This is a genomic window from Aureimonas sp. OT7, from assembly GCF_014844055.1.
Classification (GTDB): domain Bacteria; phylum Pseudomonadota; class Alphaproteobacteria; order Rhizobiales; family Rhizobiaceae; genus Aureimonas; species Aureimonas altamirensis_A.
In genome coordinates this window covers 2,020,194-2,036,404 of sequence record NZ_CP062167.1, presented here as the reverse complement: position 1 = coordinate 2,036,404, position 16,211 = coordinate 2,020,194, and the positions used below count along the sequence as shown (strand labels likewise).

Here is a 16,211-nt window from a genome sequence, read left to right as displayed (position 1 = left end):
ATGCTGGCGCTCGACCGCATCGTCGACACGGCGCGCCTTTCGCCGCGGCGCATCGTCCTGCCCGAGGGCATGGACGAGCGCATCGTGGCGGGGGCGGCGCGTGCCGCTTCCGAAGGCCTGGCGGAGATTGCGCTCCTCGGTCCCCGGGACCGGGTGGCGCGCCGCTGGCGCGACGTCGCCGGACAGACACCGGTCACCATCGTCGATCCCGAGCGGGATGGACGGTTGGGCGCCTACGCCGCCGCCTACCATTGCGCACGGTCGCACAAGGGCGTGACCGAGGCGGACGCCCATGCCGCCATGCGGCGGCCATTGAACTTCGCGGCGATGATGGTGCGCATGGGCGATGCCGACGGCACGGTCGGTGGCGCCGTCGCCACCACGGCCGACACCGTGCGCGCCGCCCTGCAGATCATCGGGCTTGCGCCCGGCTCGGCACGCGTTTCCAGCTTCTTCCTGATGATGCTGTGCGAGCCGCATCATACGCACAAGGGCGCCTTCCTGTTTGCCGACTGCGGATTGGTGATCGACCCCGACGCGGCCGAGCTTGCCGATATCGCCATCGCCTCCGCCCGCTCGGCGCAGGAACTGCTGCGGGAACCGGCCCGGGTGGCCATGCTGTCCTTCTCGACGGCCGGAAGCGCCAGCCATGCCCGCGTATCCAAGGTCGTGGAAGCGGTGGCCCTGGCCCGGGCGGCCGACCCTGCACTGGTGATCGACGGCGAATTGCAGTTCGACGCCGCCTTCGTCGCGGCGGTCGGCGCAGTGAAGGCGCCGGCCTCGCCATTGCATGGCGACGCCAACGTCTTCGTATTCCCCAATCTCGACGCAGCCAACATCGGTTACAAGATCGCCCAGCGCATCGGCGGGGCCAAGGCCATCGGCCCTATCCTCCAGGGGCTGGCCCGGCCGGCCAACGACCTGTCGCGCGGCTGCACCGCAGAGGACGTGCGCCACATGATCGCGGTTACGGTGGTTCAGGCGGCTGCGGAAAGCACCTCTGCGATGCCGTGCACCCCGCTGACGAGCGCAATGCAGGCAAACACCGCCAGCGAAGCCGCGCGGTGATGCCGCGCCCCGTAGTGTCGAAAGAGCCGGTTTCCGGCATGCGTGCCGAGGATCATCAGCGGCAGGCCGGCCGCCGCGCTCAGGGCGAGGTCCGACGTCCACCAGCCGCCGAGGATCGTGGGCGCCAGCGCAAGGGCCGCGGTTGCCGTAAAGAAGACGACCAGCGACACGCGCGCCACCAGCGCACTGACGGGCGCGGCAAGGTAGAAGGCCACGACGGGCGGGCCAGGCATGGCGGCAAGCCCGTTGAACAGACCCGCCAGCGCGCCGACGGCAACCGTCGCCCCGCGCCCCGGCAGGCCGACGAAGCTGCGACCCGCTGCCAGCAGGCCGACCGCGCTGAGGCACACGGCCGCGATCAGAAGCTGCGCCACCCCGGATGAAACGCCCATCAGGGCCGCCATGCCGACGGGCGTTCCGGCCAGCGCGCCGAGCATCAGCCAGCGCAAGGTGGGCCAATGGGCCCTCTTGCGGCCTTCCCGCAGATCCGCGGCACCCCCCAGGAATTGCAGGGCCAGTGCGATCAGCACCGCCCCGGCCGGCTCGATCACCAGCCCCATCAGCGGCACGGCGGCCAGCCCGAAGCCAAAGCCGGTAAATCCGCGCAGCACGGCCGACAGGAAGATGATCCCGCTCATCGACAGGATGGTTGCCATTTCGGGCACGGATGGAAACCCTGGGGACGATGGCTCCGAACCGGAGACGGAAGGGTTGAAACAATGCCCGGGTGATGCCACCCCGTCCCGCCTCATGCAATTGGTTTTAGGGGCTTATTAGTCATAATCTGCGAGACATCGCATATTGCCGCCTGCGTTCAGCCAGATCGAGTCCGTCCATGCTCCACCCCCGCCTGACCCGCAGCCTGCGCCGGGTCGCCCTCATCGCATCCCTGGCCCTTGCCCTGGCAGCCTGCCGCAGCGGCGACGTGCTGACGGTCAGCACCCCGCCCGCCGGAACCATGCCGACCACCGGCGTTATGGCGGCGGTGCAAGAGCGTGGCCAGTCCGAACTGGTGCTCGACGCCTCGACGGGGCGGATCCTGTGGCAGGAAAATGCCAACGAGTTGCGCTATCCCGCCTCGCTGACCAAGCTGATGACGCTGTATCTGCTGTTCGAGGCCGTCGAAAGCGGACGACTGAACCTTGATAGCCCGTTGACCGTCTCGGCAGAGGCTGCCTCGCGCCCGCCGGCCAGGCTTGGCCTTCCGGCCGGTACGTCGATCACGGTGCGCGAGGCTGCAACCGCGCTGGCCGTCCGCTCGGCCAACGACGTGGCGGTGGTTGTGGCCGAGGGCGTCGCCGGGTCCGAGGAGGCGTTTGCCCGGCAGATGAACGCGCGGGCGCGCGCCATCGGCATGTCGCGCACGCATTTCGTGAACGCGTCGGGCCTGCCGGACGAGGGGCAGATATCCACTGCCCGCGACATGGCGCTGCTGGCGCTGCAGCTGCGCACGCGCTTTCCGGCCTACCAGAACTTCTTCACGCTCAAGGAATTCCGCTTCAACGGGCGCCGCTATGAGGCCACCAACAAGCTGCTCGGCAAGGTGCCGGGCGTCGATGGCCTCAAGACCGGCTACATTCGCGCGTCGGGGTTCCATCTGGTCGCAACCGCGCAACGTGGCAACAGGCGGCTGATCGCCGTGGTCATGGGTGGGGAAACCGGCAGGGCGCGCGACGCCCGCGTCGAGGAGCTTCTGGAAACCTGGTTCTAGATCCCGCCGCCAAACCGAAACTCCAAGATACGGGCTGGAAAGCATGGTTGCGACGTTCATCACCGGCGCAGGGGGCGGCCTCGGCCGTAAACTCATCGCCGCACTTCTGGCGGACCCCGCATGCAGCCGTATCGTAGCGGCGGACCTGACCCCGCCCTACGACCTGGAGGATGCGCGGATCGAGATGGCTGCCGGCAGCCTTCTCGACGTCGACGGCGAATGGACCCGGGCGATGGCCGGGTGCGACACCGTCATACATTTCGCAGCGCAGAACCCGCATACGGACGCAAGCTGGGCGGACGCAGCCGCCTCATTCGACATGACGATGGCGGTCTTCGACCGCGCCGCCTTCCATGGCGTATCGCGGGTGGTGTTCGCATCGTCCAACCATGTGATGGGTGGCTACAAGGATGCGCCGCTGGCCCGGGACGCGCCGGGTTTCCTGACATCGAAGCTGGCGCCGGCGCCCGGCACGCGCTGGAACACGGGCACGCAGTGGATGGATTCCACCGCCTATGCCACCGCCAAGCTGATGGGCGAACGTGCACTCCATGCGCTCGTGGCGCGGACGACGGGCATGACGGGCATCAACATCCGCATCGGCTGGGTGCAGCCGGGCGAAAACCTGCCACAGACAATCAATGTGTCGGGCGACGCCGCCTTCGTCTCGTCCCAGGAGCCTGCCGATGCGGACGGAAAGCGCGACCTGGCCTGGTACCGCGCCATGTGGCTGTCGAACCGGGATTTCGCCCGGCTGTTCACCGCCGCCATCACCGCATCCGCCGAAGGCTGGCCTGCCCGCTGCATCACGATCAACGGCGTATCGGGCAACCGCGGTACCGGCTGGGACCTTTCAGAGGCGGACAGGCTGATCGGCTACCGGCCGAAGGACGATCTCTACGCCGCCCTCGGCCAGTAACTCCCTTACAGGAGGCCGCGCCAGCCGCTCAGGCGGCAAGCGCCGCCTCGACCGCATCGATGGCGGCTTGCGCATGCTCCCCGTCGGGGCCGCCGGCCTGCGCCATGTCCGGACGGCCGCCGCCGCCCTTGCCGCCAACCGCCGCCGACGCCACCCGCACCAGGTCCACGGCGCTGAAGCGCGCCGAGACATCGTCCGTCACGCCGATGACGATGCTGGCCTTGCCTTCGGCAACGCTGACCACCGCCGCAACGCCGGAGCCGAGCCCCTGCTTCATGCCGTCGACGATGCCCTTCAGGTCCTTGGCCGGAACGCCTTCCAGGACGCGGCCCAGGAAGGAAACCCCGTTTATCTCCTTCGGCGCGGCGGGCGCGGCGGCGCCGTCACCGGCCAGTGCCAGCTTGCGCCGGGCATCCGCCAGTTCGCGTTCCAGCTTCCGGCGCTCGTCGACCAGGGCTTCCACCCTGTCCGCCACCTCCGCCGGCCCGACCTTGAGCGCGGATGCGATGCGGCGCACCCGTGCATCCTGCTCCTGCAGGTAGGCGCGGGCAGCATCGCCCGTCAGCGCCTCGAGCCGCCGTACGCCGGCACCGACCGCCGATTCCGACAGGACATGGACAAGGCCGATATCGCCCGTCGCGCCGACATGGGTTCCGCCGCACAGCTCGATCGAGAAGGTCTTGCCCTGCTTTGCGCCCTCCTCGCCGACGCCCATGGACACGACGCGCACCTCGTCGCCGTACTTCTCTCCGAAGAGCGCCATGGCACCCATTTCGATGGCATCGTCCACGGCCATCAGCCGCGTCTCGACAGGGGCGTTCTGCCGCACGATGGCGTTGGCCATCCGCTCCACCTCGGCCAGCTCGTTCGGCTCCAGGGGCTTGGGGTGCGAAAAGTCGAAGCGCAGGCGGTCTGGCGACACCATCGAGCCCTTCTGGGCGACATGGCTGCCCAGGATCTCGCGCAGGCCCTCGTGCAGAAGGTGCGTCGCCGAATGATTGGCGCGGATACTGCCGCGTCGACGATGATCGACCTCCAGCTCCAGCGCCATGCCCGGTTCAAGCGCGCCCGAGGCGACCGTGCCGCGATGCACGAACAACCCGTTGGCAACCTTCTGCGTATCGGCGACGTCGAAGCGGACCCCCTCGCCCTTCATCACGCCGGTATCGCCCACCTGGCCGCCGGATTCTCCGTAGAAGGGGGTCTGGTTCAGGATGACGGACACCTCCTCGCCCTCGGACGCGGATGCCACTTCCTTGCCGTCCTTCACCAGGGCCAGAACCTGGCCCTCGGCGCTCTCGGTGTCGTACCCCAGAAATTCGGTGGCCCCGAGCCGCTCGCGCAGCCCGAAATAGATGCCCTCGTCCGAAACCTCGCCCGAGCCGGCCCAGCTTGCGCGGGCCTCCGCCTTCTGGCGGGCCATGGCGTCCTCGAAGCCGGAGATGTCGACGTTGATGCCGCGCGCGCGCAAGGCATCCTGTGTCAGGTCCAGCGGAAAACCATAGGTGTCGTACAGCTTGAACGCCGTTTCGCCATCCAGCATGTCGCCCGCACCGAGCGACAGGGTCGCGTCGTTGAGGAGGGTAAGGCCCCGATCGAGCGTGGCAAGAAACCGCTTTTCCTCGAGCTTGAGCGTCTCGGAGATCAGGGCCTCCGCCCGCACCAGCTCGGGATAGGCGCGGCCCATCTCCGCGACCAGCGTGGGCAGCAATTTGTAGATGACCGGCTCGCGTGCGCCCAGAAGCTTGGCGTGGCGCATGGCCCGCCGCATGATGCGGCGCAGGACGTAGCCGCGGCCCTCATTGGACGGCAGGACGCCATCGGCGATCAGGAAGGACGTCGCACGCAGATGGTCGGCGATGACCCGGTGGCTGGCAAGCTGCTCGCCACTGGCGGGTGCCCCGATGATGTCGGCGCTGGCTCGTATGAGCTGGCGGAACAGGTCGATGTCGTAATTGTTGTGCACGCCCTGCAGGACGGCGGCGACGCGCTCCAGCCCCATGCCCGTATCGATGGAGGGCCGCGGCAGATCGACCCGCTGGCCGCCGGCCATCTGCTCGAACTGCATGAAGACGAGGTTCCAGATCTCGATGAAGCGGTCGCCGTCTTCTTCCGGGCTGCCCGGAGGGCCGCCCCAGACGCTCGGACCGTGGTCGTAGAATATCTCGGAGCAGGGACCGCACGGGCCGGTATCGCCCATCGCCCAGAAATTGTCGCTCGTGGCGATGCGGATGATCCGCTCTTCCGGCAGGCCGGCGATGCGCCTCCAGTAGTCGGCCGCGGCATCGTCGGTATGATAGACGGTGACGAGGAGCTTGTCCTTGGCCAGCCCGAACTCGCGCGTGATCAGGTTCCACGCCAGTTCGATGGCGGTTTCCTTGAAATAGTCGCCGAACGAGAAATTGCCGAGCATCTCGAAGAAGGTGTGATGCCGTGCCGTGTAGCCGACATTGTCGAGATCGTTGTGCTTGCCGCCGGCGCGCACGCACTTCTGCGACGTCACCGCACGGTCATAGGGCCGCTTTTCAAGCCCGGTGAACACGTTCTTGAACTGCACCATGCCGGCATTGGTGAACATCAATGTCGGATCGTTGCGGGGAACGAGCGGCGATGAGGCAACCTGCTCGTGGCCATTCTTCCCGAAGTAATCGAGGAAGGTGGACCGGATTTCATTAACGCCGTTCATTCCCAGAACCCCTGACAGGCAATCTTCATTCGCAGGAACCGATACAGGAAGTCGCGCTTTTGGCTCAACCTAAATCGAAAGCCCCTGCGAAATCGGATGCACCCCGGGGGAGACGGCTATTCTTCGTCGCCCTCGCTGTCGGCTTCGAGAAGCTTCTCGGCGATCAGGCCCGAATTCTGCCGGATGGCGCTTTCGATCTCGGCCGCCATGGCCGGATTGTCGCGCAGGAAGGACTTGGCGTTCTCGCGTCCCTGCCCCAGCCGCTGGCTGTTATAGGAAAACCAGGCGCCGGATTTGTCGACGATGCCGGACTTGACCCCGAGATCGACCAGCTCGCCCATCTTGGAGACACCCTCGCCATACATGATGTCGAACTCGACCTGCTTGAAAGGCGGCGCGAGCTTGTTCTTCACCACCTTGACGCGGGTCTGGTTGCCGGTGACCTCATCCCGCTCCTTGATGGCGCCGGTGCGACGGATATCCAGGCGCACGGAGGCGTAGAATTTCAGCGCGTTGCCGCCGGTCGTGGTTTCGGGCGATCCGTAGACGATGCCGATCTTCATGCGGATCTGGTTGATGAAGATGACCATGCATTTCGATTTGGAGATCGATCCGGTCAACTTGCGAAGGGCCTGGCTCATCAACCGGGCCTGGAGGCCGGGCAGCGCGTCGCCCATCTCACCCTCGATTTCCGCACGCGGCGTCAGCGCCGCGACGGAATCGACGACCAGGACGTCGATCGCGCCCGACCGCACCAGCGTATCGGTGATCTCGAGCGCCTGCTCGCCCGTATCGGGCTGTGAGATCAGCAGTTCGTCCAGGTTGACGCCCAGCTTGCGCGCATAGACCGGATCGAGCGCGTGCTCGGCGTCGACGAAGGCGCAGATGCCGCCGCCCTTCTGGGCCTCGGCAATGGTATGGAGCGCAAGCGTGGTCTTGCCGGAGCTTTCCGGACCGTAGATCTCGACGATGCGGCCCTTCGGCAGCCCGCCGATGCCAAGCGCTATGTCGAGCCCGAGAGAGCCGGTGGACACGGTATCGATATCGAGCTTCTCGGTTGCCCCGAGCCGCATGATGGAGCCTTTGCCGAAGGCCCTTTCGATCTGCGAAAGAGCGGCGTCGAGCGCCTTGTTCTTGTCCACGGAAGTATCCTCAACGAGACGAAGTGAATTCTGTGCCATCGGCATGGTCCTTATTTCACGCGGCGTGGTGACACGCAACGCTTCCGCAGGGACCCTCCATGTACCCTTTTTGTTCCCGTTATTCAACAGATATTCTTGTTTTGTTCTGGTCAATGCGCGTGATTCGCTGCGACAGATCGACTCTCTATTCGTCTAATATTTCCTTAACGGCCACGGCCAGCTCACGCAGGGAGAACGGCTTGGCCAGGAAGCCGAATCGCGCTCCTTCGGGCAGGTTCTTGGCGAAAGCGTCCTCAGCATAGCCCGACACGAAGATGAACTTCAGCTCCGGACGCTCCTTGCGCATCTCGCGCAGAAGGGTCGGCCCGTCCATTTCCGGCATCATCACGTCCGAGACCACGAGGTCCACACGGCCGCCGAGTTCTTCCATGATGGCCAGCGCCTCGACACCCGATGACGCCTCGTGCACGTCGTAGCCACGCATCTTCAATGCGCGGACATTGCCGGCGCGAACATGATCCTCGTCTTCGACCAGAAGGATCGTCGCCGTACCCGACAGGTCCAGCTTGCCGGCGGGCACGGTGGCGGCCGCCAGCGTTTCCGGCGCAGACTGGGCCACCTCCGCCGGCACGTGACGCGGCAGGAATATGCGGAACGTCGTGCCTTCTCCGGGCCTGGAGTCGACGTAGATGAATCCGCCGGACTGCTTGATGATGCCGTAGACCATGGACAGGCCGAGCCCGGTGCCCTTGCCGATTTCCTTGGTGGTGAAGAACGGCTCGAAAATGCGCTCCGCCACCTCCGCCGGCATTCCCGAACCGGTGTCGGACACCTCCACCAGGACATAGTCGCCGAATGTCAGCTCCGGATAATTGAAGGCTGCCGTCTCGGTTGCCGGCACGTTGCGCGTGGCGATGTCGATCCGCCCGCCGTCCGGCATGGCGTCGCGCGCGTTCTGCACGAGGTTCGTGACCACCTGCTCGAACTGGCCGATATCGGCCATGACGGGCCACAGGTCGCGCGCGTGGTGGCGTTCCAGCTTGACGAGGTCGCCCGATATGCGGCGCAGCAGAAGATGCATGTCCGCCACCACGTCGGTGAGGTTCAGCATCTTGGGCCGCATGGTCTGCCGCCGCGAATAGGCAAGCAGTTGCCGCACGAGAGAGGCGGCACGGTTGGCGCTCTGCTTGATGAGCAGCAGGTCCTGGAACGAGGGATCGCCGGTCCGGTGGTTGAGCAGCAGGAAATCCACGGAGGCGGTGATGATCGTCAGCACGTTGTTGAAGTCATGCGCGATGCCGCCGGCGAGATTGCCGATGGCCTGCATCTTCTGTGCCTTGGCGAACTGCTCCTCCAGGGCCCTCTGGTCGGTAAAGTCGATGCCGTAGACCAGCGCGGCCTCCGAGCCGTCGTCCGCGACATCCCCGACCGCGCTGAAATACAGGCGCACGGAGCGCGCCGGATCGCCTGCGATCTCCACGTCGAGCGACGGGATGCCCGCCTGCCCCCGCGCCGCCGCGTCGATGGCGCCGCGCATCGCTTCCCGGCCCTCGTCGCGCAATGCGCCCTCCAGGCTGGCCGTCCCCTCGGCCACCTTGGCGCCGAACAGGCGTGAAAAGGCCGCGTTGGCGCGCGTGACATGGCCGCGGGAATCCAGCGAGGCTATGGCCATGGGCGATGTGTGGAAGAAGCGGTTGAAGCGCATCTCCAGTTTTTCCAGCGTGTCGCCCGCGCCGGCCACCTGCCCCGAACGGTTCAGGACAACTGTGCGCATATGCCCAAGCCGCTCGTCGGCGGTGGCCGTGGCCTGCCGCATCAGCCGCACGGGAAGCCGCTGTCCGGAGCGGGTCACCAGATCCACGTCCAGGACATGGATCCGATCCGGCTCCGATTCGCCGGTCGCGGACAGGAAGGCACGGCCCTCCTCGCCCACCAGTTCCGGCACCGTCACGCTGCCGGGATCGAAGGTGGCAAGATCGAAGCCGAGCCAGCCCGCCAGCGTCGCATTGAGGTAGACGATGGACCCGTCGCGCGCCGACGAGAAGAAACCGACCGGCGCATGGTCCAGATAGTCGATGGCGTTCTGCAACTCCTGGAAGAAGCCTTCCTGCTCCGCCCGCTCGTCGCTGATATCGGCAACCTGCCACACGTTGAGGCTGCGGCCGCCACTGTCCATCGGGCGCACCACGACGCGATACCAGCCCGCACCCGCGCCGCCGGAAAGCCGGCGCGACAGGCGGAACTCCTCCTGCGCCTCCCGCCCGTCCCGCGCAGCGTTGGCCAGCCTGTAGATCGCCTCGGACGCCTCCCCCTCGCGCGACAGGAGCTGCTCCAGCGTACGCGCACCCGCCAGCTCCTCGATACCGACCGTCTCGGCATAGGCGCGGTTGGCATAGACGATCCTGCCCTTGCGATCCGTCATCAGCGTGCCCGTCGGCAGTGCATCCAGGAAATCGCGGCCGAGGCCCGCATCGGACAGCCTGTTGGATACCTGAAGGAAGCCGAGCGCCAGCGCGAAGCAGGACAGGATGCCGAAGACCGCCAGAAGCCCGAAAATCCCGAGGACGGCGATTCCGCCCGAGACGTGCCCGGCGATCGCCAGCGCGGCCGCCACGACCAGCATGAAGGCGGACAGGGCCAGAAGGCGCCATACGCCCGAATGAGCGGCGCTGCGATCCACCAGCGGCTTGCGGTTGGCCAGGCGCGTGTCAGCCGTCATATCGGATGGAAACCAAGTCGCTTCGAGCCCCGCTCGTGTAGAAGATATCGTTCAGCACATTTGCGCATTATACGGCATGAAACTGTCGCAGCCCTTGAAGCCGCGACGTTTTCGGCACATGAACCTATCCAACGGAACAGGGTTGTCCATAGCGGCGCCCGCACGTATCCGACATGACGTAACGGTCATCGCACGCGGACGGCAAGCCGTGGCGGGGCAAACGACCAGGGAGACTGGCAAAATGTACGAGCGACTCGTAAACGCTCTCGGCGGTGAAGGCATCGCCACGGTGGTGATCGCCATCATCGTCATCGCCGTGCTTGTGATCCTCGGCTATGTTCTGCTCGCCATAGTGCGCGGCCTTACATCCGGAGGCCGTCTGGGCGCAGGCCGCAGCGCCGCGCCGCGCGTCGCGGTCCTCGACATCGTGCCGGTGGACCAGAAGCGCCAGCTCGTGCTGCTCCGCCGGGACGAGGTCGAACATCTGGTGCTGATCGGCGGCCAGAACGACCTTGTGGTCGAGGCCGGCATAAGCCGCATTCCGGTGCGCACCCGGCGCGTCGAGCCGAGCTTCACGGACACCCCACAGCCGCCACGCCCCGAGGCGACGCCCGTAGCTCCGGCCGCGCGGCCCGTCGAGCCGCCGCAACCCGTACGCAGCGAGCCGCGCCCGGCGCCCGCACATTCGCCGGCACATTCGCCCGCTCAGGCAACTGCGCCGTCGCCCGCCCAGGCACGTCCTGCCGCGCCGGAAGTCTCCAGCCCCCTGCCGCCGCGCCGGACCGAGCCCTCCCTTGCGCCGTCCCGGCCGCAGCAGCCCCCGGCGCCGCGCCCACAGCCGGCACAGCCCGCGCAGCCACGCTCGATGGCGACGCCCACCCTGCCGCAGCGCCCTGCCGCGTACCCGATCGAAGCGGCCGAAGGCCCTCGCGCCCAGCAGCCGTCACCGGCTGTCACCGTCGCATCCGGATCGCCGGCGGCGACCGAGGTTTCCACCGTGCGGAACGGCGGCGCTTCGCCGCTTCCCGGCCGCCCATCCGGGTCCCAGGCCGGCGCGGCAAAGCCGGAGTCGCCCGCATCGCCGGCCGGGCCCGTCGCCCAGCCTGCAACGAAACCTGCACCGGCACCGGCACCGGCTGCGAAGGCCGAGGGCTCCCTGGGGCCATTGCAGGTCAAGAGCTTCGCCACCAGCGTCCAGACGCATCGCAGTGACAAGGCAGCCCCCTTCCCGCCGCTGGGCGCTACGGCGGGCGCCGCATCCGCGGCGGCGGCAACCAAGGCCGCCGCTCCGGAGACGAAGCCGGTGGCGGTCGAACCCGCCAAAGACGATACCGCGGCCGATGGCGATATCGACCAGTTGCTCATGGCCGAACTGTCGAAGGAAAAGGTCGATACGCCCCCCGCTTCGCCCGTCGCGGACGAGCCGTCCGAGCCTGGCGAGCCTGTCGCCCGGCCGGAGCCCGCGACAAAGCCCGCTCAGGACAGGCCGGCAATGATGAGCCTGGAAGAAGAAATGGACGCGCTCCTGCGCGACTTTACCCTCGACCCGCCCGAGAAGCGCTGACGGTTTCGGCCCGCTCGGACACCCCGACACGACGAAGGGGCCGGCATTGCCGGCCCCTTTGCGTTTCATGTTCGGGATATGCGGACCTGGCTATTCGTCCCTGTACACTTTCTCGCGCCGTTCGTGGCGCTCCTGTGCCTCCAGCGACAGCGTCGCGATGGGACGAGCGTCCAGCCTCTTGAGGCTGATGGGCTCTCCCGTTTCTTCGCAATAGCCGTAAGTGCCGTCTTCGATCCGCTGCAGAGCCGCGTCGATCTTGGCGATCAACTTTCTCTGGCGGTCGCGCGCGCGCAATTCGATTGCCCTGTCCGTTTCCGAGGAGGCCCTGTCGGCAGCATCGGCGAGGTTCGGGTTTTCGGTTGCGAGCGCTTCGAGCGTTTCACGGGATTCGCGGAGAATCTCGCTCTTCCAGGCGAGTAGCTTCTTCCGGAAATAATCCCGCTGACGGTCGTTCATGAAAGGCTCCTCCTCCCGAAGATCGCCTCCGATTTGCAGAGTTTCGCTCATCTCGCTTCCTCTCTAACCGTCGAGGCGCTGCTTATAACTTTGGAAACCGGTGCCTACAAGGTGCAAATAGGTTGCATGTCCAACTCAAGTCTCTGCCATAAATACAGGCAAACACTGGTCTTTTTCTAATCTGGGAGATGCAGGTGACCATGGGGCAGACAGGCGGATTGCCGCGCCCTCGAAAAATGGCATGATGGCGTCATGTCGACCAATCCATCCCTACGCCTTTATTGTCTCAGACACTTTCACGCGGCAAGGCCACTTCCGGGCCAGCGCGATTTCGACAGGCCGCTGGATGCCCGCGGACAGGCTCAGGCCCGGCAAATAGCCTCAAAAATAATCAGTCAGGCGATCCGATTTTCCACAGTTTTCGTATCGCCATCGGTGCGCACGATGGAAACGGCGGCCTTGATCGGCGTCGCTGCGGATGATCCCCGAATCGTCGTCTCTCCCACGCTGTACGAAGCGCCGAGTGAAGCGTATTTCGATCTGCTGCGCGGTGGCGCACCCGATGGCAGCCTGATCGTCGGCCACAATCCCGGCATGGAAGAGTTCATCTTCGCGCTCTGCCGCAACGCCGGCAGCAATGCGGAGTTGCAGGCTCGCGGCCTGGCCACGGGCGGGTTTGCCGGCATCGATGTCGCCATGGGACGCGAGGCGTTCGCAGCCGGTTCGGGGCGGCTTTCGTCGCTGTTGATGCCGCCGCGTCCGTGACAGGGCGCCCGGAATACCTATCTTTGAGCCCCAGATGAATTTTCACCGCCATTCGAGGTCCGATGCCCAACCTGATGGATGAGGCGCTTTACGCCATCGACAATCTGACGGACCGGGCAACCGAACTGTTCCACCCGACGCTGCGGCTGGGGGTTGCGGGGCTGTCGCGTGCCGGCAAGACGGTCTTCATCACCGCTTTGGTGCACAATTTGCTGCATGGCGGCCGCCTGCCTGTCTTCTCGGCGCAGGCGGAAGGACGCATCGGTCGCACCTACCTGGAGGAGCAGCCGGACGATGCCGTGCCTCGTTTCCAGTACGAGGACCATGTACGCACGATGGTGGAGGAGCGGCTTTGGCCACAATCCACCCGGGCCATTTCCGAATTGCGGCTGACGATCGAGTATCAGTCGGCATCGGGTTGGTCGCGCTTCTTCTCGGCCGGCAAGCTTTCGCTCGACATCGTCGACTACCCCGGCGAATGGCTTCTCGACCTGCCTTTGCTCGACAAGGATTTCGCCACCTTCTCGGCCGAGTCCCTGGCCCGCGCGCGCCTCCCGTCGCGGGCCGGGATGGCTGCGCCCTTCCTTGCGCTTGTCGATGCGCTCGATCCGATGGCGCCGGCCGAGGAGATGGAAAGCCAGCGGCTGAGCATGGCCTTCACCGAGTATCTGCGCCGCTGCCGAGAGGACGGCACTGCCCTGTCGACGCTGCCGCCCGGCCGCTTCCTGATGCCGGGCGATCTGGAGGGGTCTCCGGCGCTGACATTCGCGCCGCTCGTGCTGCCGGCCAACGGCGCCTCCGCGCCCAGGAACAGCTTTGCCGCCGTCCATGCGCGCCGCTACGAAGCCTACAAGAGCGTCGTGGTGAAACCCTTCTTCCGCGATCATTTCGCCCGGCTGGACCGGCAGATCATCCTGATCGACGCCCTGCAGGCCATCAACGCCGGCCCGGAAGCCGTACAGGATCTCGAAACGGCGCTGGCGGACATCCTCTCCTGCTTCCGGCCGGGACGGGCAAGCTGGCTGGGCGGGCTCCTGACCCGGCGGATAGACAGGCTTCTGGTTGCCGCCACCAAGGCCGACCATCTGCACCGCGAAAGTCACAAGCGGCTGGAAGCCATCGTGCGCCGTATCGTCGCCTCGGCGGTGGAGCGCGCCCGCTTTTCGGGCGCGGAGTCGGAGGTCGTCGCCATGGCCGCCGTGCGCGCCACGCGTGAAGCGACCGTCGAGGATGGCGGCGAGCGCCTGCCGGTCATCGTGGGCACGCCCCTGGCCGGCGAGAGGATCGGCGGCGAAACCTTCGACGGCGAAACGGAAACGGCGATTTTTCCGGGCGATCTCCCGCGCGACCCCAACCGCTTGTTCGATCCGGGCGGCAGGGCCGATCCGCTGAACTTCGTGCGCTTTCGGCCGCCCCGGCTGGAACGCGACGACACGGGCCTGACCCTGTCGCTGCCGCATATCAGGCTGGACCGCGCAATGCAGTTCCTGATCGGAGATCGCCTCGCATGAGCGAAGATCACCCCCGCAACCCGCGTAGTTTCGCGCACCCGGCACCGCCGCAGCCCGTCGTGGAGGCGGCCGGGCGCAGCCCGCGCGGTTTCCGTGACCTTGCTTCGGTAACCATCGAGCCCGACGAGGCGCTGGAGCAGGAAGCGCTGGACGCACTGGACGCGGCGCCGGCCGTCATGCGGCCGCGGCGCCGGCGTCTGACCTTCGGCAAGGTGTTCATGGCGGGGCTTGGTCTGGTCGTATCGCTGGCCACCGGGCTGGCGCTGGACAGCCTGATCCGCGACTTTTTCGCAAGGGCCGAATGGCTCGGATACGTGGCGGCCGGAGCCTCCGCCCTCCTGGTGCTCGGTGCGGTCGGGGTCGCCATTCGAGAGCTTCATGCCATATCGCGCTTGCGCCTTGTGGAGCGCGAGCGCCGCGATGCGCAAAAGGCATTCGACGACAATGACGAGGCCGCGGCGATCAAGGTCACGGAGCGGCTCACCGCCATGCTCGGCGCCCATGCCGATACCTATGCCGGCCGGCAGCGGCTGGCAGGGTGGAAGGACGAGATCATAGACGGGCGCGACAGGATCGCACTGGCCGAGCGTGAGTTGCTGGCCCCCCTGGATGCCCGCGCCCGCGCGCTGCTTCTGGCTTCGGCGAAGCGCGTCTCCGTCGTTACCGCGGTCAGCCCGCGCGCCATCGTCGACCTTGCCTTCGTCTTCTTCGAGACCGTTCGCCTCATCCGGCGCATGTCCGAGCTCTATGGCGCGCGGCCCGGCACGCTGGGCCTGATCCGGCTGACCCGTGATGTGCTTGCGCATCTGGCGGTCACCGGCACCATCGCCCTGGGCGACGGTCTGGTGCAGCAGGTTCTGGGCCAGGGCCTTGCCCAGAGGCTGTCCGCCAAGCTGGGCGAAGGCGTGGTCAACGGCCTCCTGACCGCGCGGGTTGGTCTGTCGGCCATGGATATCTGCCGCCCGATGCCCTTCATGAGCGTGGAGCGCCCGGGCGTCGGCGCAATCCTGCGCGCGCTTGCCGCATCGACGGACACCGCGCCGGAAAGGAAGGGTTAACCCTTAACGGAGATTATCACCGAAGATAACTTGCATCGAGGGTTCACCATGTTCCGCACCGTCATCGCCGGGGTTTCTCTTGCCGTTGCATTGACGGCGGGCATGGGCAGCGCCTCTGCCGGCTCTTCGAAGGGTTTCATGGAAACGATCGGAGGGCGGTGGGTCGGCCCGGGCGAGATCGTTGCGGGCAAGTACAAGGGCACGCGGTTCACCTGCGATCTTGCGGGCGGCACCGAAAAGGCACCGTCCGCGATGCAGCTCGACGGTAGCTGCCGCGTCGGCCTGTTCTCGCAGAAAATGTCGGCCCGCGTCACGCATGACGGTCGCACCTACAAGGGCGCGTTCCTGGACGGCGCCAAGGGGACCGGCCTCGATATCGTGTCGGGCGTCGTCGAAGGCGACCGGATGGTCTTCGGCCTGGACCGCAAGCAGTTGAACGGCGCGATGGTCGCCCGGCTGGACGATGGCGACGCGCTGAACGTGACGATCTCGGTCAAGGTCGACGGCGAGCTCGTCCCCGTCATCGGCATGGTGCTGAAACGCGACGGCGCCGTGCGCCAGACCGCTCTCCAGGACTGAGCAAGCCAGCGGCGCAATATCGGCCGGGCCCCG

12 protein-coding genes and 1 pseudogene are annotated in these 16,211 nt (G+C 66.6%); 8 read left to right on the top strand and 5 right to left on the bottom strand.

Features of this window, described 5'->3' with window-relative positions:
- Entirely contained in the window at positions 1–1,068 is a 1,068-nt protein-coding gene (pta, locus tag IGS74_RS09780; protein ID WP_192391233.1) for a phosphate acetyltransferase, read from the top strand.
- Here pta and IGS74_RS09775 read toward each other — a convergent pair.
- Positions 978–1,724, bottom strand: a complete 747-nt coding sequence (locus IGS74_RS09775) for a sulfite exporter TauE/SafE family protein (protein ID WP_246723136.1) — start codon at positions 1,722–1,724, stop codon at positions 978–980. The genes pta and IGS74_RS09775 overlap by 91 nt on opposite strands.
- Positions 1,725–1,903: 179 nt before the next feature.
- Here IGS74_RS09775 and IGS74_RS09770 point away from each other — a divergent pair, with 179 nt between their 5' ends.
- Both IGS74_RS09770 and IGS74_RS09765 read left to right on the top strand, forming a co-directional pair.
- Positions 1,904–2,779, top strand: a complete 876-nt coding sequence (locus IGS74_RS09770) for a D-alanyl-D-alanine carboxypeptidase family protein (RefSeq protein WP_192391231.1) — start codon at positions 1,904–1,906, stop codon at positions 2,777–2,779.
- Positions 2,780–2,822: 43 nt separating this feature from the next.
- Positions 2,823–3,698, top strand: a complete 876-nt coding sequence (locus IGS74_RS09765; protein WP_192391230.1) for an NAD(P)-dependent oxidoreductase — start codon at positions 2,823–2,825, stop codon at positions 3,696–3,698.
- Positions 3,699–3,726: 28 nt separating this feature from the next.
- Here the strand turns inward: IGS74_RS09765 and alaS are convergent, their stop codons facing one another.
- The 3 genes from alaS to IGS74_RS09750 all read right to left on the bottom strand — a co-directional run bounded on the left by alaS (position 3,727) and on the right by IGS74_RS09750 (position 10,245).
- Entirely contained in the window at positions 3,727–6,384 is a 2,658-nt protein-coding gene (alaS, locus tag IGS74_RS09760; RefSeq protein WP_192391229.1) for an alanine--tRNA ligase, read from the bottom strand.
- 116 nt (positions 6,385–6,500) lie between these two features.
- Positions 6,501–7,565 carry a recombinase RecA gene (gene recA / locus IGS74_RS09755; protein ID WP_039189772.1) on the bottom strand — a complete coding sequence of 355 codons (1,065 nt, stop codon included), beginning with the start codon at positions 7,563–7,565 and terminating at the stop codon, positions 6,501–6,503.
- Between the two features lie 145 nt (positions 7,566–7,710).
- Positions 7,711–10,245, bottom strand: a complete 2,535-nt coding sequence (locus IGS74_RS09750) for an ATP-binding protein (RefSeq protein WP_192391228.1) — start codon at positions 10,243–10,245, stop codon at positions 7,711–7,713.
- A gap of 241 nt (positions 10,246–10,486) precedes the next feature.
- Between IGS74_RS09750 and IGS74_RS09745 the strand changes: the two genes are divergently transcribed.
- A complete protein-coding gene (locus IGS74_RS09745) occupies positions 10,487–11,809 on the top strand; it encodes a hypothetical protein (protein WP_192391227.1) in 1,323 nt (440 codons plus the stop codon).
- 90 nt (positions 11,810–11,899) lie between these two features.
- Here IGS74_RS09745 and dksA read toward each other — a convergent pair whose 3' ends face one another.
- Entirely contained in the window at positions 11,900–12,316 is a 417-nt protein-coding gene (gene dksA, locus IGS74_RS09740; RefSeq protein ID WP_039189767.1) for an RNA polymerase-binding protein DksA, read from the bottom strand.
- 201 nt (positions 12,317–12,517) lie between these two features.
- On the opposite strand from dksA, the gene IGS74_RS09735 reads away from it, so the two are divergent.
- The 4 genes and pseudogenes from IGS74_RS09735 to IGS74_RS09720 all read left to right on the top strand — a co-directional run.
- On the top strand, positions 12,518–13,030 hold the full coding sequence (locus IGS74_RS09735) for a histidine phosphatase family protein (RefSeq protein ID WP_192391226.1): 513 nt from the start codon (positions 12,518–12,520) through the stop codon (positions 13,028–13,030).
- Positions 13,031–13,092: 62 nt separating this feature from the next.
- Entirely contained in the window at positions 13,093–14,541 is a 1,449-nt protein-coding gene (locus IGS74_RS09730) for a YcjX family protein (RefSeq protein ID WP_192391225.1), read from the top strand.
- Positions 14,538–15,599 (top strand): TIGR01620 family protein, encoded by a 1,062-nt coding sequence (locus IGS74_RS09725; protein WP_192391224.1) that lies wholly within the window; start codon positions 14,538–14,540, stop codon positions 15,597–15,599. The genes IGS74_RS09730 and IGS74_RS09725 overlap by 4 nt, the downstream gene beginning before the upstream one ends.
- Before the next feature lie 129 nt (positions 15,600–15,728).
- Positions 15,729–16,178: pseudogene (locus IGS74_RS09720) on the top strand (hypothetical protein); the annotation flags it as partial.
- Positions 16,179–16,211: the final 33 nt, after the last annotated feature.